The 22,705-nt window shown below is 61.4% G+C and carries 20 protein-coding genes and 1 pseudogene; 14 read left to right on the top strand and 7 right to left on the bottom strand.

Going from position 1 to position 22,705, the window contains the following annotated elements; genetic code table 11:
• The 3 genes from ACFC3J_RS09665 to ACFC3J_RS09655 all read right to left on the bottom strand — a co-directional run.
• Positions 1–734 (bottom strand): CoA-binding protein (locus tag ACFC3J_RS09665; protein WP_375195962.1); only part of this gene is annotated, 734 nt, incomplete at its 3' end.
• Positions 731–1,885, bottom strand: coding sequence for a thiolase (locus ACFC3J_RS09660; protein WP_375195961.1), 1,155 nt, complete (start codon positions 1,883–1,885; stop codon positions 731–733). The genes ACFC3J_RS09660 and ACFC3J_RS09665, both read right to left, overlap by 4 nt.
• Positions 1,882–2,154: a Zn-ribbon domain-containing OB-fold protein gene (locus ACFC3J_RS09655; protein ID WP_375195960.1), complete on the bottom strand. Its 273-nt coding sequence runs from the start codon at positions 2,152–2,154 to the stop codon at positions 1,882–1,884. Before ACFC3J_RS09655 ends, ACFC3J_RS09660 begins: the two co-directional genes overlap by 4 nt.
• Positions 2,155–2,477: 323 nt before the next feature.
• Here ACFC3J_RS09655 and ACFC3J_RS09650 point away from each other — a divergent pair, with 323 nt between their 5' ends.
• A complete protein-coding gene (locus ACFC3J_RS09650; RefSeq protein ID WP_375195959.1) occupies positions 2,478–3,410 on the top strand; it encodes a hypothetical protein in 933 nt (310 codons plus the stop codon).
• 231 nt (positions 3,411–3,641) lie between these two features.
• Here the strand turns inward: ACFC3J_RS09650 and ACFC3J_RS09645 are convergent.
• From ACFC3J_RS09645 to ACFC3J_RS09635, 3 genes and pseudogenes are all read right to left on the bottom strand, one after another.
• Positions 3,642–3,761: pseudogene (locus ACFC3J_RS09645) on the bottom strand (amidohydrolase family protein); the annotation flags it as partial.
• 390 nt (positions 3,762–4,151) lie between these two features.
• Positions 4,152–4,829 carry an isochorismatase family protein gene (locus tag ACFC3J_RS09640; RefSeq protein WP_375195958.1) on the bottom strand — a complete coding sequence of 226 codons (678 nt, stop codon included), beginning with the start codon at positions 4,827–4,829 and terminating at the stop codon, positions 4,152–4,154.
• A gap of 240 nt (positions 4,830–5,069) precedes the next feature.
• A complete protein-coding gene (locus ACFC3J_RS09635) occupies positions 5,070–5,993 on the bottom strand; it encodes a LysR family transcriptional regulator (protein WP_375195957.1) in 924 nt (307 codons plus the stop codon).
• Between the two features lie 110 nt (positions 5,994–6,103).
• On the opposite strand from ACFC3J_RS09635, the gene ACFC3J_RS09630 reads away from it, so the two are divergent.
• Genes ACFC3J_RS09630 through ACFC3J_RS09590 form a run of 9 tightly spaced genes read left to right on the top strand, consistent with a single transcriptional unit; the run spans position 6,104 to position 16,580 of the window.
• Positions 6,104–8,395 carry a TonB-dependent receptor gene (locus ACFC3J_RS09630; protein WP_375195956.1) on the top strand — a complete coding sequence of 764 codons (2,292 nt, stop codon included), beginning with the start codon at positions 6,104–6,106 and terminating at the stop codon, positions 8,393–8,395.
• Between the two features lie 23 nt (positions 8,396–8,418).
• A complete protein-coding gene (locus ACFC3J_RS09625) occupies positions 8,419–9,369 on the top strand; it encodes an MBL fold metallo-hydrolase (RefSeq protein ID WP_375195964.1) in 951 nt (316 codons plus the stop codon).
• Between the two features lie 27 nt (positions 9,370–9,396).
• Entirely contained in the window at positions 9,397–10,512 is a 1,116-nt protein-coding gene (locus tag ACFC3J_RS09620) for an FAD-dependent oxidoreductase (protein ID WP_375195955.1), read from the top strand.
• 14 nt (positions 10,513–10,526) lie between these two features.
• Positions 10,527–11,429, top strand: coding sequence for a VOC family protein (locus ACFC3J_RS09615; protein ID WP_375195954.1), 903 nt, complete (start codon positions 10,527–10,529; stop codon positions 11,427–11,429).
• Positions 11,430–11,432: 3 nt separating this feature from the next.
• The gene (locus ACFC3J_RS09610) at positions 11,433–12,605 is read left to right on the top strand and encodes an alpha/beta hydrolase family protein (protein ID WP_375195953.1); all 1,173 of its coding nucleotides are present in this window, start codon (positions 11,433–11,435) and stop codon (positions 12,603–12,605) included.
• A complete protein-coding gene (locus tag ACFC3J_RS09605; protein ID WP_375195952.1) occupies positions 12,602–13,393 on the top strand; it encodes a cyclase family protein in 792 nt (263 codons plus the stop codon). Before ACFC3J_RS09610 ends, ACFC3J_RS09605 begins: the two co-directional genes overlap by 4 nt.
• A gap of 3 nt (positions 13,394–13,396) precedes the next feature.
• Positions 13,397–14,359 (top strand): fumarylacetoacetate hydrolase family protein, encoded by a 963-nt coding sequence (locus ACFC3J_RS09600; protein ID WP_375195951.1) that lies wholly within the window; start codon positions 13,397–13,399, stop codon positions 14,357–14,359.
• 36 nt (positions 14,360–14,395) lie between these two features.
• Positions 14,396–15,520, top strand: coding sequence for a Gfo/Idh/MocA family oxidoreductase (locus ACFC3J_RS09595; RefSeq protein ID WP_375195950.1), 1,125 nt, complete (start codon positions 14,396–14,398; stop codon positions 15,518–15,520).
• A gap of 1 nt (position 15,521) precedes the next feature.
• Positions 15,522–16,580 (top strand): sugar phosphate isomerase/epimerase family protein, encoded by a 1,059-nt coding sequence (locus ACFC3J_RS09590; protein ID WP_375195949.1) that lies wholly within the window; start codon positions 15,522–15,524, stop codon positions 16,578–16,580.
• An 11-nt stretch (positions 16,581–16,591) separates the two neighbouring features.
• Here the strand turns inward: ACFC3J_RS09590 and ACFC3J_RS09585 are convergent, their stop codons facing one another.
• Complete coding sequence (locus ACFC3J_RS09585) at positions 16,592–17,227, bottom strand: TetR/AcrR family transcriptional regulator (RefSeq protein ID WP_375195948.1); 636 nt, start codon at positions 17,225–17,227, stop codon at positions 16,592–16,594.
• A 172-nt stretch (positions 17,228–17,399) separates the two neighbouring features.
• Between ACFC3J_RS09585 and ACFC3J_RS09580 the strand changes: the two genes are divergently transcribed.
• From ACFC3J_RS09580 to ACFC3J_RS09565, 4 genes are all read left to right on the top strand, one after another.
• Positions 17,400–19,559, top strand: coding sequence for a TonB-dependent receptor (locus ACFC3J_RS09580; protein WP_375195947.1), 2,160 nt, complete (start codon positions 17,400–17,402; stop codon positions 19,557–19,559).
• An 11-nt stretch (positions 19,560–19,570) separates the two neighbouring features.
• Positions 19,571–20,605, top strand: coding sequence for a metallophosphoesterase family protein (locus ACFC3J_RS09575; protein WP_375195946.1), 1,035 nt, complete (start codon positions 19,571–19,573; stop codon positions 20,603–20,605).
• Positions 20,606–20,639: 34 nt separating this feature from the next.
• A complete protein-coding gene (locus ACFC3J_RS09570) occupies positions 20,640–21,416 on the top strand; it encodes an SDR family NAD(P)-dependent oxidoreductase (RefSeq protein ID WP_375195945.1) in 777 nt (258 codons plus the stop codon).
• Positions 21,417–21,598: 182 nt separating this feature from the next.
• Positions 21,599–22,546 carry a tyrosine-protein phosphatase gene (locus ACFC3J_RS09565; protein ID WP_375195944.1) on the top strand — a complete coding sequence of 316 codons (948 nt, stop codon included), beginning with the start codon at positions 21,599–21,601 and terminating at the stop codon, positions 22,544–22,546.
• Positions 22,547–22,705 lie beyond the last annotated feature (159 nt).

The raw sequence follows: 22,705 nt of genomic DNA, 5'->3' as shown, positions 1-22,705 counted from the left end.
GGCTTGTCGGCTTCCCATGCGATGCGAGCCGCCTCGATCATACGGTTGGGGTCGCTCATGCCTTCGAACAGGCAGGCGATGGCACGGCATCCGGGATCTCCGGCGAGATAGGCAACGAAATCGGCTACATCCACATCGCAGCTGTTGCCCGATGCCAGCATGTGGCTGACCTGAACGCCGCGCTCGATCGACTGGATCAGCGCATTGCCCAGGGCACCGGACTGACTGACGATCCCCACCGCATGGGCCGCGGGCTTATCCAGCCGGGTTTCGCTGTAGAAGGTGATGTTGGCGCCGATGGTGAAATTGGCGAGCCCGATGCAGTTGGGCCCGATGATCCGCATCCCGCTTTCCCGCGCGATCCGCGCAAGCTCATCCTGCTCTGATACGCCCTGTTCGCTGCCTACTTCTGCGAAGCCGGACGCATAGATGATGCAGCCGCCGACGCCTGCTGCGGCACATTCGCGCACGATGTCGACCACCTGATCCCGTCCCGTCGCCACGACGACGCAGTCGGGCACTTCGGGCAAGGCCGTCACCGACGCATTGCATCGCAGGCCGCCTATCTCCTCGTAACGCGGATTGATCTGGTATAGTCTGCCGCTGAAATGCGCCAGCCGAGCCATGGTGCGTGCGCCGAAGGAGGATGGGTTGTTCGATACCCCGACCACGGCGATGCTTTCCGGCGACAGGCTCCGGATCAATTGTTCGTGATGATAGACTGGCCTGCTCATAATGTTGCTTCACTTCCCAGAATGACCGTCGCCTGATGCGACAAAACGCCACCATTGCCGTGACAGAGCGCAACATCCGCGCCATCGACCTGACGGTCTCCGGCCGTGCCGCGAAGCTGTTCGGTTGCTTCAATCAAGGTGAATATGCCGTACATGCCCGGATGGACGCAGGACAGCCCGCCACCATTGGTATTCACCGGCAGGCGCCCGCCCGGAGCGATCGCGCCGCCGGACACGAAGCGTCCGCCTTCCCCCTTGGGGCAGAAGCCCAGATCCTCAAGGAACAGGATCGTGTTGATGGTGAAGGCGTCGTAGAGCTGGACCACATCGACATCGCCGGGCCCCAGCCGGGCCTGCGCATAGGCGCGGGCCGAGGATTTGGCCGCGCCGGTGACGGTCAGGTCGGGCATGGATGAAATTTCCCGATGCGTGACGGCCGTGCCGCAGCCCAGGACATGAACTGGCGGGCGGGGATGATCGCGTGCCCGGTCCGGCCGGACGAGGACGATTGCCCCGGCGCCGTCCGTGACAAGGCAGCAATCGCGGACGCCGAGTGGAGAGGAAACCATGCGTGCATCGAGACATTCGGCGATAGTCAGATCTTCGCGCAGGAAGGCGTCAGGATTGCGCTGCGCCCAGGCGCGTGCCGCCACTGCTACCTCGGCTAGTTGCTCTCGCGTGGTGCCGAATTCATACATGTGGCGTGAGGCGGCCAGGGCATAGGCGGAAATCGGGACCAAGGGGCGATATGGCGCTTCAAAGCCACTGCCTCCTTCGGTCGCTCCGATCAAGCGCCCGGCGGCGCTGCGCTGATTGCTGCCGTAGGTGATAAGGGCGACGTCGCACATTTCGAGGTGCAGCGCCATGGATGCAATCTCGACATGCGTGAGAAACGCCGATCCGCCCGTGCGGTTGTTATCAGTGAACACCGGATCAATGCCCAGATATTCAGCCAGGCTGAGTGTCGAGAGCTGGTCGGAAGGCAGGCAGCAGAACAGGGCATCGACATCCGCGGGCCGCAGCCCGGCATCAGCCAGCGCCAGCAGGGCCGCCTGCGCCGCGAGTTCGAGCGAGGAGTAGCCGGGAGCTTCCCCTATGCCGAATGTTGCGGCGCCCACAATCGCGGCGGATCCACGCGGCAGCTTGCTCATGCGATGTCGTCCGAAGGCCGGAACAGGAGGATCGGGCCATTGTCATCCTCTCCGATTTCCGCCCGCACCGCCATGCCGATGGTCACCTCTTCCGGTTCGACATGCTCGACGCGCGACATGAGGCGGGGACCTTCGGCCAAAGTGATGATCGCTATATTATAGGCGGAGGCCGGAGGGCGGGGATATATGGTGGTGGTGGCATAGACCACCCCTTCGCCGCTCGCTTCTGCCCAGTTCATTTCTTGCTCGCCACTGCCGGGTTCAGCCATGCGCGGATAGAATAGATATTGGCCGCCGATAGCCGAGCGCTGGATTATGAAGTGACCACATTCCAGTGCATGGGCAAATGCCTCACGGGGGCGGGTAGACGGGCGTTGGGCTGACATCAGATTCGTTCCTCGGCGCGTCCATAGCAAAACAACCAAACGATTGGTAGTCTATATTGATGGAAATAAGAAGCTCTCACGATCCATGCCAAAACGGCATAGAAAGCCTGTCCAGATGGAATTAGACATGGGGTCCTGCGCGCCTATCCTCTGTTTCGTCCGACTCCGAGGCGGAGCGCTACCAATTGAAAATGAAGGAGAGAGCGATGGAAGACCGGTCCATGGATTGGGAGACCTACGAGACCTATATGAACGACGGCTATAAGAGGCCGAAGGTTCAGAACAGTGAATTGATCAGCTCCTCAGTCTATCTGAATGACTATCGCCTCCGCGAATGGACCGTGCGCGAATGTCTGCGGCGCAATGGCACCGACCTGCCGTCGACCTTCGGCATCCCCGAACTGAACCGTGCACTGGAAGAGGTGCAGGACCAGGATTACGTCAACCAGATGTTCGAGGAAGCGCGAAAGGACTGGCCGGAACTCGACCAGTTTCTGGAAGAGCGCTACATGTCGCGCTGGCTGAAGAAGGATCTTGAAAATTGTCCCAAGGGCTCACTCGGTCATGCCGTGTTCGTTCATTATGACAAATATGGCTATGACAATACCATGGCCAGCATGGCGATGCCCGTGCGCAACCACTATGAATATTTCCGTCGCCGCAAGGTCGAAATCCATGACTTCATGCATATCCTGACCGGCGCGGGATTTGATTATATTGCGGAGGGGATTCCGAACTTCGTGCACTTCGGAAGCTTCCACAAATATTTCAAGCCGGAGCTGGCGCATCAGCTGACCATCAGCAACATGTTCCTGTTCTTCCCCTATTTCTTCCGCTCCTCCCTTCATTATCCGCAGGGCTTCCCTTGGGTTTGGGAAGCGATGAACCGGGGTGTCGAGATCGGTCGCCAATCGGGAACCTACTTCCTCAAGAAGATTGAGGATTATCTTCACCTGTCGGTCGAGGAAGCACGCGATGCGCTCGATATTCGCGGCGTCGAGGACCTCGATTTCAAGGAGTGGATGCGTCGCTCCGATCTGGTGATGGAGGGTGGTCAGACCTACACCGAGAAGAAAGCCGAGCAGAGAGCGCAAATGTTCAAGGATCTGCAAGAGAAGGCGGCCATTGCCGCCGCATGACGCGTAACATCTGAGTGAAAGCGTCGCCGCGATTGCGGCGCTTTCCATCTTCGTCAATCGGCGTGCCGCGGGGACGAAGCGAACATGTTGCGGACATCGCAAAACATGCTCGATCAATGTTTATCCATGCTGGACAGCTGAGCATCCCGCAAGCAGTCGCACATCTCAGCGCAGCACGATCAATTCCCGATCTTGGCGTGCAGCTTCTTAACCTCGCTTTCGCTGTCCGCCCTGGGCGGGCAGCAGGCCGGTGGGATTGCCCTGCGCATCGCGGACGATCTCTCCCCCCGGCGGGTTGGGCGTCTCCTTGGTATAGCCCACCGCCCCCAGCGCCGTCGCGTTCAGCAGCGCGACGTTCAGCCCGGTGACTTGCCTGAGCTTGACAGACGCAGCTCCGCATTTTCCTGCGCAAGCTGCGCGATCTTTTCATGGAGAGGCTGCATTGCCGACCGGATCTCCGCCTCCGCATATCGCGGCAGAATATGCTGCGGGCTTGACGCAGGGCGAGCCGGTCTCGGAGGCCGATGCGACGTAAAAGCTGTCGCGGCGGCCGATGAAGGCAATTTCTCTGGCTGAAAAGCTGGCCGAAGGCGCCATGTCCGTGGAAGTCGGACCAGAGATGGCCAGCCCCCATTTCATTCTGCGCCCTGCGGACGGAGGGCGTGATCGCGATGTCCATGACAGAATAGCCATAGCTGATACTCCGCCGCCCTTTCCGTTCGCAGAGGGAGGGGCAAGCGGCTAGACCGCTTCTCTTGCCGCTTGTTGGGCCCGGACGTAGCTCTCTGTCACGGCCGCATAGTTGGGCGCAACAAGACCGTAGAGCGCAGCAAGGTCTGCCGCCTCCGGACGCGCCCAGGTGCGATGGAGTTCGGAGAGCAACGCGTTGGTCGAGGTCGGTTTGACCCCACCCTGCACGAAGCGGGCCAGCGATACGCGCGAAGCCATCTGGCTCGGATCACCCGAAGCATCCAGCACGACATAGACATCATAGCCCGCAGCGTGGGCGTCCAGCGCGGGAAACATGACGCAGACGCTGGTCCATACGCCTGCCATGATGAGCGTCTTGCGCCCTGTCGACCGGACCTCCGCGACGAAGTCGTCGTTGTCCCATGCATTCACTTCACCCTTGCGCGGCACATAGACGGCGTGAGGGGCGTGGCTGTGAATCTCCGGCATCAGCGGACCGTTGGGGCCAGCCGGCTCGGACGCGGTGGTGATTACCGGAATATCAAGGAGCGTTGCCAGCCTGGCGATCATCTCGACATTCCTGCGCAGATCCGACACGGCGATGTCCTTCACCGTCTGAAACAGCCCTGATTGATGATCGAGCAGCAGAATGAGAGCGTCGGACGGATCGATCAGCGCCGCGCCGCCGCCAGAAGGCAGAACGCTCGACTTGGACTTATTGTTGTACATGGCCATTCTCCGTTGCTTGGGTTGCAGTCACCGGGGAAGTTGCGCGCGAGCAAATCGCGCATCGGGGGATCATCTTATCGGCCTTTTCTTCCAGTGCGAAGTGGCCGGCCCAGTCAACAACGCCAAGGCAGAGTCATTTGTCTGGACGGCCACAAGCGAGGCCATCCTCGAAACGTCGAACGGCAATGTAAAGCTGTGTACGGGACAGGACGTCGGATTTTTTCTCTGGCTTTCATGCTCCTAAAGCAGATCGCGCAGTTCTTCGCCCTGCGTTGATGCGGATCGCTTAAGCTGTTGCCGCAACCATTTCAGACCAGGATCTTCAGCGCGTGCCTGATGGTGTTGCATCATTTCCCGCATATCGGGCAACGGGATAGGCGGCTCGAAGATGGCGAGAGGGAGCGCCTTTGCCATTACGCGCGCGAGCCTTTCGTGCATCAGCGCGAGCCGCGTTGTGCCCGGCAGCATCCAGGCCACCTGGCTGAAAGCCGCGCATATAATTTCAATTCGCCTGCGGTCCCCTCGAGTTCGCAGATGATTTTCGATGAATGTTCCATCGCGCGACACGCTGACCGTCACATGGCCAGCCCGATGGTAAACGTCCTCGTCGAGGCCGTCCTTTGTCAAGGGATTGCCGGACCAGCCCACCACGACATGGCGTTCCTCGAACAGCAATTCAGTCGGGTGCGGGCCTTCTAAAAACTGCTCCGGCGAAATGATCAGGTCGATTTCACCGTCCTCGAGGCGTTCAGTGATGTCATTTCGCGGAAGCGTGATTTCGATCCTGACATGAGGTGCTATTTTCTGCAACCGTTCGATCAGCGGGCCGATCAAAACAGTCGTCACGAAGTCCGAGGCCACAATCCGGAAGAGGCGCTGGCTTTCGGTGGGATCGAACGTAAGCCCTCGTGCAATCAATCCGCGTAGATCGGCTACCAGCGAAGAAATTTCCGGAGCGAGCGACAGGGCTGCTGCCGTCGGGATCATCTTTTTCCCGTTCTGCACCAATATATCGTCCGCAAATGCCTCGCGCAGTCTGCGCAGAGCGGCGCTCATTGCTGATTGAGTGAGGTTTAGACGGCGTGCGGCACGCGTGACGCTCCGCTCTTCCACAAGGATGTCGAAGGCAACCAGCAGATTGAGATCAAATCGGTCGAGCCTCACCTATCATCACTCTCATTTGTTATTATTGACATATATCATGCATTTTACCTCTTCTCCAGCCTATGTCATCCCTCTCCTCAAATGACAAAGATCTGACGGGGAGGACTGCAATGAGGCGGGTTTTACTGGGCGCCGCAATGCTGAGCGGGATATGGGTACCGCAGGGGGCACTTGCGCAGTCGAATGATGAAAAGGCCGCCGATGGCGGACTCGCCGAAATCATCGTTACCGCGCAGCGCCGCGAAGAGAGCCTGCAAAAAGCTGCAATCGCTGTCACCGCCGTCACCGGAAACGACCTCGTTCGCTCCGGGATCACTGAGACCTCCAATCTTGGCAAGTTGGTGCCGGCGCTCGTTGTTCAGCCCACGGGGGGCACTACCAGCTTCTTTCTGCGCGGCGTCGGCACCAATTCGCAGAACAGCTTCTCTGAGAACGCAATCGCCTTTAATTTCAACGGCGTATATGTAGGCCGCCCAACGGCTCCCGCTGGCGTCTTCTACGATCTGGAACGTGTCGAGGTGGTTAAAGGGCCGCAAGGCACGCTTTATGGTCGCAACGCCACCGGCGGCGCCATCAACGTCCTTCCCAAAAAGCCTGTGCTGGGACACTTCTCGGTCGAGGGATTGGCCGAATATGGGAATTACGACAGCAAGAAAGGCTTTCTGGCTCTCAATCTTCCCATCGGCGATGCCGCTGCGCTCCGCATAGCCGGGCAGGTTGTGGACCGCGATGGATACATCTCTGATGGGTATGATGACGATAAGGGCGAGGCTGTCCGCGCGTCATTTCTGTTAAAGCCCTCCGACCTCTGGTCGATCACTTTCGTCGGCGACTATTATCATCAGGGCGGCAAAGGCACGGGTTCTGTGCTGCTGCCCAACGGTAACTTTGCGGTTCCCTCGCTGAACGATCGCATCAGCGTCTCTGATGCGCCAGCCGTCGCGGCGATAAACGGCTACGCATCGAAGCTCTTCGCGCCACCCTTTTGCGCTGGCGGCTTCATCGCGAGCGGCTGCATCGAAAATGCCGGCAAAGACGGCTATCTCGACAATAACTTCTACGGCCTCAGCGCTCAGATCGAAGGCGACATGGGCTTTGCGACCCTTACAGTCATACCTGCCTGGCGCAAATCGGAGGCCGATTTCCGCACCTATCTTCCCGGCTTCCGTGGCGAAATCCTGGACAATGCGGAGCAGATGTCGCTGGAGGCGCGGCTGACGTCCGCCAATGATCAGCGGCTGCGCTATGTGCTGGGCGCTTTCTTCTTCAATGAACAGCAGGATACGCTGAACTATTTCCGGCAGGGTCGCCTGTCGACCACGCGCTTTACTCCTCTTCTCAAAACACAGAGCCTCGCTGCGTTCGGACAGCTCACATTCGATCTGACGGACGGTCTTCGTCTGGTCGGAGGCGGCCGCTACACTCGTGAGGACAAGTCGCAGCTGACTGCATCGGTGTCGGGCGGTCTGCCCGGTCCTGTCGATCCTCCGTTGGGCGCCCCCATCACCGGCGATCTCACCTTCACCAAATTCACATGGAAAGCGGGCGTGGAATATGACGCGGGATCCGCCTCGCTTCTCTATGCAAACGTCGCGACCGGCTTCAAATCCGGCGGCTTTTTCGTGGCGTCCCCGCCGAACAACAGTTTTGCACCGGAAACGTTGACCGCCTATACGGTGGGAGCCAAGAACCGCTTCTTCGGCAACAAGCTGCAACTGAATGTCGAAGCCTTCTATTGGGACTATAAGGACCAGCAGGTGACGTTCGTAGGCGGCGTGCGAACCGGCAATGGTGTGTTTGCGCAGGGCTCGCTTACCACTAATGCAGGCAAGTCGCGCATCTATGGCGCGGAAATGGATGCCCGCTTCGCGGCGACGCGCGACGATCTCTTCAACCTCAATGTTCAGTATCTGAACGGCAAGTATAACAGCCTTCAGACCTCCAACTTCTCGCCGACCGGAGCGCCGGTCAGCACCGGTTGCACCGTCACGGGCACGCGGCTTGCCAATCCCGGCATCAATGGTGCGCGCTTCTATGACATCGATTGTTCGGGCAAGCCGACGGTCAATTCGCCCAAATGGGCCGTCAATGTCGGGTATCAGCACAGTTTCCGGCTGGGCGGCGACATGGCGCTGACCGCAGGCGTGCGATCCAACATCGAAAGCAGCCGTTTTACAAACGCCAATTATCGTCCCGAGGAAAAGCAGGGCAGTTTCATGATGTCCGACGCGTTCCTCACCCTGGAAGGTCCGCAGGACGAGTGGAGCGTCACTGCGTTCATCAACAATATCGAGGACAAGGAAGTGCTCGCCCGCGCCGGCACGCGCCCGATCCTCGACTTCCCCGTCGGCACACTGCGTCCGCCCCGGACCTATGGCATCCGCGTGGGGTTCAACCTGTGATCGGGAAATGGGCAAAAGTGGCTATGTGGAGCGCGCTGCTCGCGTCCACGCCGCTGTCCGCCCAGACGGCGCAGAAGACTTGGCACCCGGAATTCATCACGCTGGGTACGATGGGTGGGCCGGTGCCCGACGGCGAGCGTTCACAGCCGGCCAACGCGATCGTCAAGGGCGACCGGGTCTATCTGGTCGATGCGGGTGACGGAGCGGTTGAGCAACTGGGGCGTGCCGGCATTCCGCTGGCCAAGGTGCGGGCCGTGTTCATCAGCCATCTGCATGTCGACCATGTTGGCGGGTTGTCGGCCATATTGGGTCTTCGCAATCAGACCGATGCTCGCGATGTTGTAACGGTCTATGGACCGCCCGGAACGCCGGAGATGATCGCGGGGCTGGTCGCTGCGCTGCAACCGTCTGCAAAAGCGGGCTATGGCATCATCGGCAAGCCGTGGGCGCCGCCCGAAAGTCTGGTCGAGGTGGTGGAGCTGTCCGACGGGCAAACGCTTCCACTCGACGTCTTGAAAGTGACCGTGGCGCAGAACACCCATTATGACTTCCCGGTCGGCAGCGCCGAGGACAAGGCCTACAAATCCTTTGCCTATCGGTTCGACATGCCCGATCGCTCGATCGTCTACACGGGCGATACGGGACCGAGCCGGAAGGTCGAGGCGCTTGCAAAGGACGCCGACCTTCTGGTGAGCGAAATGATCGATATCGATGCGACGCTCGACCGCGTGCGACATGTGAACCCGACCATGCCTGCTGCGGCAAGGGCAACCATGACACAGCATCTTACCACGCATCACCTGACCCCCCAGGCGGTGGGTGAGCTTGCCTCGCGCGCCAGGGTGAAGGCTCTCGTCGTCACGCATCTGGCCGGCGGAACGACCGACGATGCGCGATCGCGCGCCTACGAAGCCGCCATTCACCAGTCTTTCAAGGGACCCGTGACGATCGCCAACGATCTCGACCGGTTCTGATCCTTTCGCTCTGGAAAAGCATCACTCATGGAAAAGGCAAATATCCTGATCATCGGCGGTGGCATCGGGGGACTGACCTCCGCCATCGCCCTGCGTCGCCAGGGCTTCGACGTCACCGTCATAGAACGGGATCCGAACTGGTCCGTCTATGGTGTCGGCATCATCCAGCAGTCGAACGTGCTGCGCGCCATGCACCATCTGGACCTGCTGCAGGAATATGTCGCCGCCGGCGCGGGCTTCGATACCGTGGAGGTTTTCGCGCCGGACGGCAGGAGGGTGGCGCGCGTTCCATCGCCCGCGCTGGTCGAGGGCTATCCCGCCAACATGGGCGTGGCGCGCCCGGCGCTGCACAAGGTTCTGGGGGATCGCGCCATCGGGTCCGGCGCAACGGTCAAGCTGGGCGTGACGACGATCAGGATCGACGATCGCGGTGACGGCGTCGACGTGGAATTCTCGGACGGTGCGAGCGCGCGGTTCGACATCGTCATCGGTGCGGACGGCGTCTACTCGCAGACCCGCGCAGCCATCCTGCCCGACGCGCCCAAGCCCGAATTTACCGGGCAGGCTGTTTGGCGCTACAATCTGCCGCGGCCCGAGGGCATGGACTCGCTTCAGGCCTATAACGGACCGACGGGCGTGGGCCTCGTGCCCATTTCAACCGATCTCATGTATATGTTCGTGACGACGCCGGAACCGGACAATCCGCGCTATCCGCGGGAAACGCTCGCCGCCTCGATGCGGGAGAAGATCGCGCTCTGCCCGCCGGCCATTCGTGCGCTGGCAGAGCAGATCACCGACAATGACGGGGTCGTCTATCGCCCGCTTGAAACGCTGATGCTCCACGGACCCTGGCACAAGGGTCGAGTCGTGCTGCTGGGCGACGCTGTGCATGCGACCACGCCGCATTTGGGACAGGGCGCAGGCATGGCGATCGAGGACAGCATCGTACTGGCGGAGGAACTGGTGAAGGCGGACACGCACGAGGTCGCGTTCACGGCCTACCGGGGACGCCGCTACGAGCGTTGCCGTTATATCGTCGAGCAGTCGCTCGCTATCTGCATGGGCCAGCTTGGCAAGGGGCCAGCGGTCGACAATCACAAGGCCACCGCGGAAATGTTCGCGATGGTTTCCCAACCGATCTGAGGAAAGCGATCATCATGAGCCGCGTTACGGAAATTCGCTATGTTGGCTATGCCATGCCGGATCTGGAGGCTGAGCGTGCTTTCTATAAAGAGCAGTGGAGGCTGGTGGAGGCAGGTGAGAAGGACGGGGCGGTCTATTTCACGGCCGATGGCGGGGCGGAATGTCAGGTGGTGCGGCTGCGTCAGGCCGATGAGCAGCGGATCGACGTGATCGCGCTGGCCGCCGACAGCGGCGCGGATGTGGATGCGCTGCATGAGAAGGTGGCGGCGTCGGGCTGCCGCATCATCTTCGCGCCGAAAGAGCTTGCGACGCTGGGCGGCGGCTACGGCTTCCGCTTCTTCTCGCCCGATGGCCTGCCCTTCGAGATTTCAAGCGACGTCTCCCGTCGCACAGCGCGTGAACTCACCCGCTGGGAAGGTGTGCCGCAGAAGATCAGTCACATCGTCCTGCATTCGCCCGACCACAGGAAGCTGGTGGAATGGTTCTGCGATGTGCTGGGCTTCAAGGTCAGCGACTGGCTGGGCGACTTCATGTGCTTCCTGCGCTGCAATTCTGCGCATCACCGGATCGCTATCCTGCCCGGGCCGCCGTGCCTCAACCATGTCGCCTATGACATGCTCTCGGTTGATGACATGATGGTCGGCATCAACCGGCTGCGCCAGAAGGGCACCGACATCCGCTGGGGGCCGGGTCGGCACACGGCGGGCAACAACACCTTCAGCTATTTCACGACGCCCGCCGGTTTTGCCGTGGAATATACGTCGGAGCTGGAGGAAGTGGATTTCGAGAGCCACGAGGCCAAGGTCCATGTGCCCGGTCCCAAGGTCATGGACCAATGGGGCGTTGGCGTGGGCGGGCCGCAGACCATGCCGCACCCGGAGGCCGACAAGGGTCTGTTCCAGGCAGTGGAGGTCTGAGCGATGGCTCTGTTCGAATATTTCCCCAACTATATCTGGAATCTCTCGGTCGCGATCGCGATGGAGAGCGGAGGCCAGATCGGCGAGATCGTCGACATGTGCCAGCCGATCCGCGACGCTGCCGCCAACGGCGGCGATTCGGGCACGCCGATGTTCATGCAGGCCTGGGCGCGAATGGGCGAGAAGCTGCTGGATCTGGCTGACGAGGATGAAGCGAAGGGTCGCACTTTCTCCGCCTCCAACAAGCTGGAGCGCGCTTCGCTCTATCTTTTTACCGCCGAGCGGATGCAGGGCCACGGCGCGCCGGGCCGTGAGGAAACCTATGCAAAGGCGCGCGACACCTTCGACCGCTCGACCGCATTGGGCAAGATCAACCGCGAGCGGGTGGAAATCCCGCTGGAGCAGGGCACCATGCCTGCGCTCTTCACCCGAGCGCCCCATTCCGGACAGGGGCGTGAAGGGAAGAGGCCGGTTGTGGTCTTCTGCAACGGTCTCGACAGTTGCAAGGAGCTGCTATACTGGACCCGCCTTCCGGCAGAGCTGGCGCGCCGGGGCATCTCGACCCTGTGTGTCGACCAGCCCGGATCGGGCGAGGCGTTGCGCCTTCAGGGGCTGCCCGTCGATCCGCATAGCGAAAGCTGGGCGAGCAAGGCGGTCGACTGGCTGGAACGACGGCCCGAGGTCGACGCAAAGGCGATCGGCATGACCGGCATTTCGTTGGGTGGCCATTTCGCGCCGCGAGCCGTTGCCTATGAGCCGCGCTTCGCCAGCGGCGCGGTGTGGGGCGCCAACCATAACTGGCGCGAGGTGCAGGACAGGCGCATGGCGCGCGAGGGTGAAAATCCGGTCCCGCATTACTGGGCGCATGTCCACTGGGCGTTCGGCGCCAGCGATCAGGAGGATTTCCTCGCCAAATCCGAAGCAATGAACCTCAACGGCCATATGGACCGGGTCAAGGTGCCTTTCCTCGTCACCCATGGCGCCAACGACCGGCAAATCAGCGTTGGCTATGCGGACGACCTTTACGACCAGCTGGTCAACTCGCCCCGCCGGGAGAAGGTGATTTTCACTCCCCGCGAAGGCGGCGTGGAGCATGTAGGCGCCGACAATATGTCCTATGGCCGCGATCTTATCTCCGACTGGTTCGCCGAAACATTGGGAGGCCATGCCGCATGACGCGCCGTTTCGTCGACCTGTCCATCACGCTGGAAAATGATGTCATTTCCGACCCGCCCTTCATGCGGCCGAAGATCACTTATGAGACGCATCAGGACACGGTGAAGGAGCTTCAGCATTTCTTCCCCGGCGTCACGGCGGATCAGACGCCGGGCGGGGAAGGGTTTGCGGCGGCGGAATGGGTGACGCTGACAACCCATAATGGCACTCATCTGGACGCGCCCTGGCATTATCATCCGACGATGGACGCGAGGGACGGCGAACCCCGGCGCGCGATCACGATCGACGAAGTGCCGCTCGACTGGTGCTTCCGGCCCGGCGTGAAGCTGGATTTCCGTCACTTTGCCGATGGCTATGTGGTCACCGAGCAGGATGTCGAAGATGAGCTGAAGCGGATCGGCCATGATCTCCAGCCGTTCGACATCGTGCTGGTCAATACGGCCGCGGGCAAGGCGCTGGGCCGCGCCGACTTCGTCAATGTCGGCTGCGGCATGGGCTACGAGGCGACCATGTATCTGACCACGCGCGGCGTGCGCGTCACCGGAACCGATGCGTGGAGTTGGGACGCGCCCTTTATCCATACGGCGGAGAAGGTGAAGGCAACGGGCGACACCTCGCTGATCTGGGAAGGGCATAAGGCAGGCCGAGACATCGGTTACTGCCACCTTGAAAAGCTGCATAATCTGGAGGCGCTCCCTGCCAACGGCTTCACCGTCAGCTGCTTCCCGCACAAGATCAAAGGCGCGTCGGCTGGCTGGACCCGCGCTGTCGCCATCATCGAAGAGTAAGCCATGCGCCTCGCTACCCTTGCCAACGGCACGCCCGACGGCTGCCTGATCGTCGTTTCCCGCAATGCGCAGCGCTGCCTGCCGGCCATCGGCATCGCCGGGACACTGCAACAGGCGATCGAGCAATGGACGCTTGCCGAACCCGCTCTCCGCGTCCTGGCCGACCGGCTGGAACGGGGTGAAGGCGAAGCGCTGGATCACGGCCGCCTGCTCGCCCCGCTTCCCCGCGCCTGGCAATGGCTGGATGGCTCCGCCTTCCCGCAGCACGGCGAGCTGATGCAAAAGGCCTTCAACCTGGCGCCCATCGCGACCGATCGGCCGCTCATGTATCAGGGCATGTCAGACCGTTTTTTGCCCGGGCATGCCGATGTGCCGTTGCCCAGCGAAGCGGACGGCATCGATTTCGAGGGCGAATATGGCGTCATCACTGACGCCGTCCCCATGGGCACGACGGCCGACAAGGCAATGCCCCATATCAAGCTCGTCCTCCTCATCAACGACTGGTCGCTGCGCGCCATCGCACCCATCGAAATGAAGACAGGCTTTGGCTGGGTGCAGGCAAAGCCTGCCTGTTCGGTCGCGCCCTTCGCCATCACCCCCGACGAGCTGGGCGATGCATGGGCCGATGGCCGCGTCCAACTGCCCCTTCGCGTCACGCTCAACGGGCAATGGTTCGGTCATCCCCATGGCCGGGAAATGCAGATCGGCTTCCAGGACCTGATCGCCCATGCCGCGCGCACCCGCGATCTGGTGGCGGGCACCATCATCGGATCGGGCACCGTCTCCAACGCCGATTATGGCACGGTCGGCTCCGCCTGTCTGTCCGAACGCCGCGCTATCGAGATGATCAAGGATGGGGCCGCCAGAACACCCTTCCTCCACTTTGGCGATCAGGTGCGGATGGAAGTCGAGAGCAGCTGCGGCTGTCCCTTCGGAACGATCGACCAACGCGTGATTCAGGCCTAAAGGCCGGTCTATAAAGGCAATGCGACGAGGAGAGGCATGGCGAAACTGCACATGGGCATGGTCGGCGGAGGCCCCGGCGCTTTTATCGGCCCGGTTCACCGCATCGCGGCCGAACTGGACGGCGAGATCGCGCTGGCCGCTGGCGCATTCAGCAGTGATGCGATCCGTTCCCGAGAGGCCGGAGAGCGTTACAGGATCGACCCGGCCCGCGCCTATCCGGATCTGGAAAGGATGCTGGCGGCCGAGGCGGATCGGGCAGACGGCATCGACTTCCTTGCCATCGTAACGCCCAACCATCTGCACCTTCCCGCTGCCAAGGCCGCGCTCGCAGCGGAATTGCCGGTGATGAGCGACAAACCAGCGACCGCCACGCTGGAGGAAGCGCTGGAACTGCGCGACATCGTGCACGCTTCGGGACAACACTACGCCCTCACCTACACCTATTCGGGATATCCGCTGGTCCGGGAGGCCCGCGCCCGGATTGCAGCCGGAGCGATCGGCAAGGTCCGCAAGATCGTCGTCGAATATCCTCAGGGCTGGCTGGCCGGTGAAGCTTCCGGCAAGCAGGCCGAATGGCGCGTCGATCCCGCCCGGTCCGGCCTTGGCGGTTGCATCGGCGATATTGGCGTCCATGCCTTCCATCTCGCCGAATTCGTGACGGGGCTGCGCGTGAGGGAATTGCTGGCCGATCTCGCCTCAGTCGTTCCCGGACGAGCGCTGGACGATGATTGCACGGTCCTGCTCCGCTTCGAGAATGGTGCGCGCGGCGTTCTCATGGCCTCGCAGATCTCGGTGGGCGAGCGTAACGGTCTGCGCATCCGTGTCTATGGCGAACGGGGCGGATTTGATTGGCGGCAGGAGTCCCCCAATGCTCTCACGCTCCACCATGGCGACGGCCGGACAGAAATCATTCAGGCGGGCGACGCCGCGCTGGGGACCGACGCCCGCGCCGTCACCCGCACGCCGGGCGGGCATCCGGAAGGCTATCTGGAAGCCTTCGCCAATCTCTACACCGATTTTGCCCGGCTGCTGCGCGGCGAGCCCGCCCCATTGCTCCCCGGCATCGATGAAGGCGTGCGGAGCATGGCCTTCATCGCCACCGCGGTCGACGCCAGTGCCCGACAGGCTGGCTGGGTTTCCCTCCTTGTCCCCGGAGAATGACATGAAGACGATCAAAGGCCCCGCCATCTTCTTGGCTCAGTTCGCCGGTGACGCCGCCCCCTTCAACAGCCTTGATTCCATCGGCCGCTGGGCCGCCGGCCTTGGCTACAAGGGTGTCCAGATCCCGAGCTGGGATGCGCGCCTCTTTGACCTGAAGCGAGCCGCCGAGAGTCAGGATTATTGCGACGAGGTCAAGGGCACCCTTGCCCGGCATGACCTTTCGATCACCGAGCTTTCAACGCATTTGCAGGGCCAGCTCGTTGCGGTCCATCCGGCCTATGACGCGCAGTTCGACGCTTTCGCCCCGCCCGAAGTCCACGGCAATCCCGCAGCGCGCCAGGCTTGGGCGGTTGAGCAGCTGAAGATGGCAGCCCGCGCCAGCCAGCGCCTGGGCCTCACCGCTCATGCGACCTTTTCGGGTGCGCTGGCGTGGCCCTATGTCTATCCGTGGCCGCAACGCCCGGCCGGTCTGATCGAGGATGCGTTCGATGAGCTGGCAAGGCGCTGGAAGCCCATACTCGACGTTTTCGAGGACCATGGCGTCGACGCAGCCTTCGAAATCCATCCGGGAGAGGATCTGCATGACGGCATCACGTTCGAGCTTTTTCTCGATCGGCTGGGCGGCCATGCCAGCGCCAACATCCTCTACGACCCCAGCCATTTTATGCTGCAACAGCTTGATTATCTGGCCTTCATCGACATCTATCATGAACGCATCAAATGCTTCCATGTGAAGGATGCCGAGTTCCGTCCCTCCGGTCGGTCGGGCGTCTATGGCGGCTATCAGGGCTGGATCGATCGGCCCGGCCGCTTCCGTTCGCTGGGCGATGGACAGGTCGACTTTGCGGCTATCTTCTCGAAAATGGCGCAATATGAATTTCCCGGCTGGGCCGTGCTGGAATGGGAATGCGCGCTCAAGCATCCCGAAGTGGGCGCCGCCGAAGGTGCGCCGTTCATCCAGCGACACATCATTCAGGTCACGGAGCATGCGTTTGATGATTTCGCTGCCGGTGGTGCCGACCGGGCGCTCAACCGCCGGATGATGGGTATCGAGCCATAACGACGGGCGACCTATCCGGGCAAAACCGCTGCCTTCGCCAGTTTGTGGATGAGGGCGCGGAAGCCAGCCAGTTCCGCAGGGTCGGCAGGGTCATAGGAGCGGCCTTCACCCAACTGAGCGGCGTTGCAGACATAGAATAGCGCTCCACCCGCGACCCCGTTCAACATGTGCATGGCCGAAACCTGACGGAACGTCCCGTCCGCTATGCCCATGCTGATGACCGTTTCGATGTCGCGCAGCGCGGTTTCCGAAAAGCGCACGGGGTTGTCTCCCCGTGGGGCGAAATCCGCAACCAGCCGCTGGATGATCCGCGCCGCGGTAGGCCGCGCCACCAGAAAATCCAGCCACGCGTCCAACAGCGCCAGCAATTGCGCCATGGGACCCTCTGCGTGCTTCACCCGCTTCAGCACAAATTCGTGCATCGACGCGAAGATGTCTGCTTCGACCTGATCGTAAAGCTGCTGCTTGCCGGGGAAATAATAGACGATCGAGGGGCGCCGGATGCCCACGGCCTGCGCCACGTCCTCTAAACGCGCGGCAGCGTAGCCCAGATCGGCGAACACCTTTTCCGCGGCATCCAGAATGGATTGCCGGGTGGCATCTCCGCGCGGCTGCCGCGCCACCTGCCTGATTGCTTCCGCCACCATCGCTCCTTTTCCCGTACCGGCCGGGTTCATTCCATCCCCTATCGGCCAGGCCGATCCCCAAAAGCAATATTGAAGATTGAAATTCTACCGTCATGAAGGTAGATATTTTATCAGCAGGTAGAAAGTTCGCGCAAAAAAAGCGGCGAAAAGCCTGGTCTTCAAGGGAGAGAATATGCCGAATCGCCTTTTCGCCTACGCCATTCTGACTCCGCTGCTCAGCACCAGCGCCTTCCCTGTCTTGGCCCAAAACCGCGCATCCGAAGGAATCGAAGAGATCGTCGTCACGGCGCAGAAGCGTGAGGAGTCCCTTCAGGACACGCCGGTTTCCATTGCCGCCTTCAGCGCGAAAGATCTTGAGGCGAAGGGTATCAGCGGCCTCACCGACCTGCGCGCCAATGTGCCCGCGCTTCAACTCACCCCCTTTCCGAACAACGCAGCAACCACGCAGATCTTTATGCGTGGCGTAGGTCTGGCCGATGATCAGATCACGCAGGATGGCGGCGTCGCCGTCTACATGGATGGCGTCTATGTCGCCCGCAGCCAGGGCATGGCCGTCGAAGTCGCCGATCTGGAACGGATCGAGGTACTGCGCGGACCGCAGGGCACCCTTTACGGCCGCAACGCCACCGGCGGCGCGATCAACTTCATTACCCGCAAACCTGATCTGGGCGATTTCGGGTTCAAGGGGCAGGCGACGATCGGCAATTTTGACAATCGCCGGTTCAAGGCGGCGGTGAACATTCCCATCGGTCAGACCATTGCCGCTCGCCTTTCCTATGTGAACCAGCAGCAGGACGGCTTCATCAGCAATCCCGGCACCGGCGTGAAGCGCTGGGGCGACGAGGACCGGCAGGCGATGCGCGGCGACCTGTTGTGGCAGCCTTCGGACGCGTTCAGCCTCCGTTACAGCTACGACCGCACAGAGATTGGCGATACGCCCACCTATGTCGCGCTGTCCCCGCTATTTCCGCTGACCGCACCGCGTCCCAGGGCCGGCAGCCCCTTTGTGCGTAACGTCCTGCCGAACGACATCGTGTCGCAGGGGCACAGCCTGATCGGCGAATGGAAGGCCGGCGATGGCCTCACCGTCCGTTCGATCACTGGCTATCGCAAGCTCTATAACTTCCAGAATCAGGATTATCTGACCGGTTCCACCGGTCCCAATCCCCTGCAGAAGAACAGCAGCGTTGCAAAACAGGACCAGTGGAGCGAGGAACTGCAACTGGTCGGCGATGCATTCGATAATGTGCTGCAATATGTCGCGGGCTTCTATTATTTCAAAGAGGATGGCAGCAACTTCAGCAACAGCTACAGCCCGCCGACGGTGACGCGCAGCTTTACCACCGCAACCATTCATAACCGCTCCTATGCGGTCTTCGGTCAGGCGACGGTTACGCCGGCGTGGCTGGATGGACGACTGCATTTCACCTTGGGCGTGCGCCAAAGCTGGGACAAGCGCGAAGCAACGCTCGCTCGCCAGACGCAGGTCAACGGCGGCGCGATCACTGATGTACCAGGCCTTGGCGACGGCAGCCGCAACTTCAAGGATTTCAGCCCCAGCTTTGTAATCGGTTTCGACGCGTCCCGCGACGTCCATCTTTATGCCAAGGCGGTCAAAGGCTATAAGAGTGGCGGCTATAATATTCGCGCCAGTTCCATTGCACGGTTCAATCAGGGCTTCGATCCCGAGACGCTCTGGTCCTACGAAACCGGCGTGAAGAGCCAGTGGCTGGACAATCATCTGCGCTTCAACATTGCAGGCTTCATTTCCAAATATCGCGACATCCAGATCAACGTGCAGTCGGATCCGACGAATGCGCGCATCACCGATGTCCTGAACGCAGGCCGCGCTACGGTGAAGGGGGTCGAAATGGACCTGACGCTCGCGCCGGTCCGCGCCCTGCGCTTTACCGCGAACTACAGTTATCTGAAGGCGCGCTATGACAGCATCATTGGGCCGAACGGCGCGGATATTTCCAGCAATTATCGTTTCACCAACGCGCCGGAGCATACGCTTGCGCTCGACCTGACCTATGATCTGCCGCGACTGCCGATCGGTCAGTTGACCGCCAATGTGAACTATACCGCGCAAAGCGACAAGTTCACCAATGCGACCATCAGCGGCGGCAAATATATTGTCGGCGACTATGGACTGATCAACGCGCGTCTGGCGCTTGGCGACATTCCGGGCCTGCCGGGTGTGAAGGCCGCATTATGGGGCCGCAATCTGGCGGACAAGGAATATTATCTGATGCAGTTCAACATTGGCCGTCCCGGCGCGATCTTCGGCGAACCGCGTACCTACGGGGTGGACCTGAGCGTCGAATTTTAAGGACGGCTGGCGTGAAGACCGCTCCTTTCCTTTTCGCCCCCCTCGCACTGCTTCTGGGCAGCGCGGGCGGGACGGCTCAGGACCATCGGCCGGATCAGGTCGCCCGCACGGCACGCTCCTTTGCAGGCGGCCCGCAGGAATTCCGCTTCGTCGTCATCGGAGATCGCACCGGGCAACATCGGCCCGGCATCTTCAAGGATGCGCTGGCGAAGGTCGATCAGCTACGGCCGGATTTCGTCATCAATATCGGGGATCTGATTGAAGGGAATAGCGAAAATCCCCGACAGATCGAGAACGAATGGGATGAAGTCACCGCAGCCACGCAAAAGCTCGACATTCCCTTCTTCTACGTTCCGGGCAATCATGATCTCACCAACAATGTCCAGCTGAATATCTGGCGCAAAAGGTTAGGCGCGGACTATTACAGCTTCACCTATAAGAATGCGCTGTTCCTCGTCCTGAACACCGAAGATCCGCCCCAGCCCAGGATCGCTCGTCGCAAGCTGCTCGACGAATATGGACCGCAGGCGATGGCCACGGTGCTTCAGGCGTTGCAGGGCGACCCGGCGCAAGCGCAGGCGCTGTTCGCCCGCGACACCCGGCTCGGCGCGCTGGCGGAAAAGCTGCGTGGTTCGGAGAATGTCGCGTTCAGCCGCGCCCAGATCGATATGGTCCGCCAGGCTTTGCAGCGCAATCGCCACGCCCGCTGGACCTTCGTGCTGATGCACCGGCCCGCATGGAAAATCGATTCCCCGGAATTCCGCGAGATCGAAGCGCTGCTGCATGGTCGCGACTATACGGTGCTGGCGGGGCATTTTCACAAATATGCCCATGAGACGCGCCGGGGCCATGACTATGTGCAGTTGGGCGTGACAGGCGGAACTCCGGGTGGCCGGGCGGACGATCCAGCCGTGCAGGACCATATCATGTGGGTCTCAGTCAGCCGCGGCGCGCCGCGCATCAGCAATATCCGGCTGGATGGCATTTTCGCCAAGCAAGGCCCGGCCCGGCCGGCTGCCAGCACGGTAGCGCCAATCCATCCCTGAAAATTTTGACGCCATAGGAAAGGCAAAAAAAGCCATGACTCATTCTCCAGCACTGGCCGCCCCTGTAACGCCGGTAATCGTGACCGGCGGCGCTTCGGGCATCGGCCTGGCTTCCGCTGAAGCGCTCGCCGCGGTGGGCCGTCCCGTCGCCTTGTGGGACATCAATACTGATGCCGCGCAGGCGGCGGCGGAGCAGATTGCGTCGCACCATGGCGTCGCCGCCATTGGGGTTGCGGCCGACCTGCGCTTGCCCGATGCAATCGCGCCCGCCTTGGCCGCTACCCGCGCAGCCGTAGGCGCGCCCGGCGCGCTGGTCCACGCGGCGGGTATCGTCGATACCGCATCGCTTGACGGGCTGACCGTGGAAAGCTGGGATAACGGAATGGCGATCCATCTGCGGTCATTCGCGCTCATCACCCAGGCGATTCAGGCCGACCTTGCCGCACAGCCGGGATCGGCCATCGTCGCGATCGCATCGATCAATGCGACGCTGGGCAATGCCATGAACCCTATCTACACCGCCGCCAAGGGAGGCATGCTGGCTCTTGTGCGATCACTCGCCGACAGGCTGGCGCGGGACGGTATCCGCGTCAATTCCGTGTCGCCGGGGCAAATTCTGACTCCCATGATGCGGCCCGCCGTCGAGGCTTTGCCGCAAGGCTTCTTTGAAAAGCGTATCCTGCTCGAGCGGCTTGGCGATCCGATGGAGGTCGGCCGCGTCGTGCGCTTCTTGCTCTCGGATGAAGCCAGCTATATCACCGCCAGCGAAATCGTGGTCGACGGCGGCAACATTTCCTCTCAACGAGGCTGATCGTGCGGCGTTCTATCCTTCCGAGCGTCGTAGCCCTGCTTCTGGCGGCCTGCGCACCCTTCAGCGGGCAAGCGCCGGCCCAACGCAGCGCGATCCTCGCGCAACCGCCGGATAAGATTCCGTTCACGGCCGCATCGGTTGAACGGCTTCCCAAAGGTGCCTATCGCCTGACATGGCAGGGAATGGATAGCGGAGCCGTCCGCATTTTCGCCCGCCCGGCGCCGGATGAGCACTTTGGCGCGGCAGCGGTCGATCAGGCCGGACCCGCGGATAAAAGCCGGATCATCAACCTTGCTCCGGGTAAGCGCTGGTATTTCACCCTTCAGCCGGAGCGCGGCGCGCCACTGGTGTTGGCCGATCGTGGCCTGCACCTGTCGACTGCTCCCAATTTTCGGGATATTGGCGGTTATCGCACGACCGATGGCCGATGGGTCAAGCCGGGTCTTATCTACCGATCAGACCAGCTCGACCGCCTGAGCGACCCCGATCTCGCGACGATCCGCGCCTTGAAACCGGGGCTGCTAGTCGATCTCCGCACCGCTTCCGAGCGCAGCCGCGAACCTGATCGGGTCCCGTCGCAAACGCCCCAGCTTATCCTTGACGTCGCCGCAGACAGCAGTGGATCCCTGGGTGGCGACATGAGCAAGGCCGAGGCGGCCATCGCCTCAGGCCAAGGCGTCGCCCTGCTCTCCGCCGCCAATCGCGATTTCGTTTCCCTTCCCAGCGCGCGCGCCGCCTATGGCGCGCTGATGCATCGGCTGGCCCAAGGGGTTGATGGCTCGCTTATCTATCATTGCACCGCTGGCAAGGACCGCACCGGCTGGGCAACCGCCATCATCCTGACGCTGCTGGGCGTGCCGCGGGAAACTGTCATGGCCGATTATCTGGCCAGCAATAGCTATTTGCAGGCCAAGAATGAGGCGACCCTCACTGCATTGAAGGCCTCCGGCACCCCCATCAACCCGGCCTTTCTCGAACCGGTCCTCACCGTCCGTCCGGAATATCTGCAAAGCGCCTTTGACGAGGTGGAACGCAGATATGGCTCGTTCGACGCCTATGCCCGCAACGGCCTGGGCCTTTCCTCAGCCGACATCATCGCGCTTCAGCGCCGTTATCTGAGCGGCAGTTGACCTTCCCCTGGAGCGATTTCCAAGCAAACCGAATTGATCGCTGGTTAAGAAGTCCCGAAAAACAAGAAATCCAGAGCAGTGATCTGATACAGTCAGATCCAAACCCGTTCCAGGTGTTCAGTGCATCAGAGATGGCGTCTTCCATGGAGGCCGCCATCC

The sequence above is a fragment of the Sphingobium sp. genome, from assembly GCF_041987595.1.
Taxonomy (GTDB): Bacteria; Pseudomonadota; Alphaproteobacteria; order Sphingomonadales; family Sphingomonadaceae; genus Sphingobium.
The sequence above is the reverse complement of the archived record's forward strand: the minus strand, read 5'-3'. Positions and strand labels throughout refer to the sequence as shown.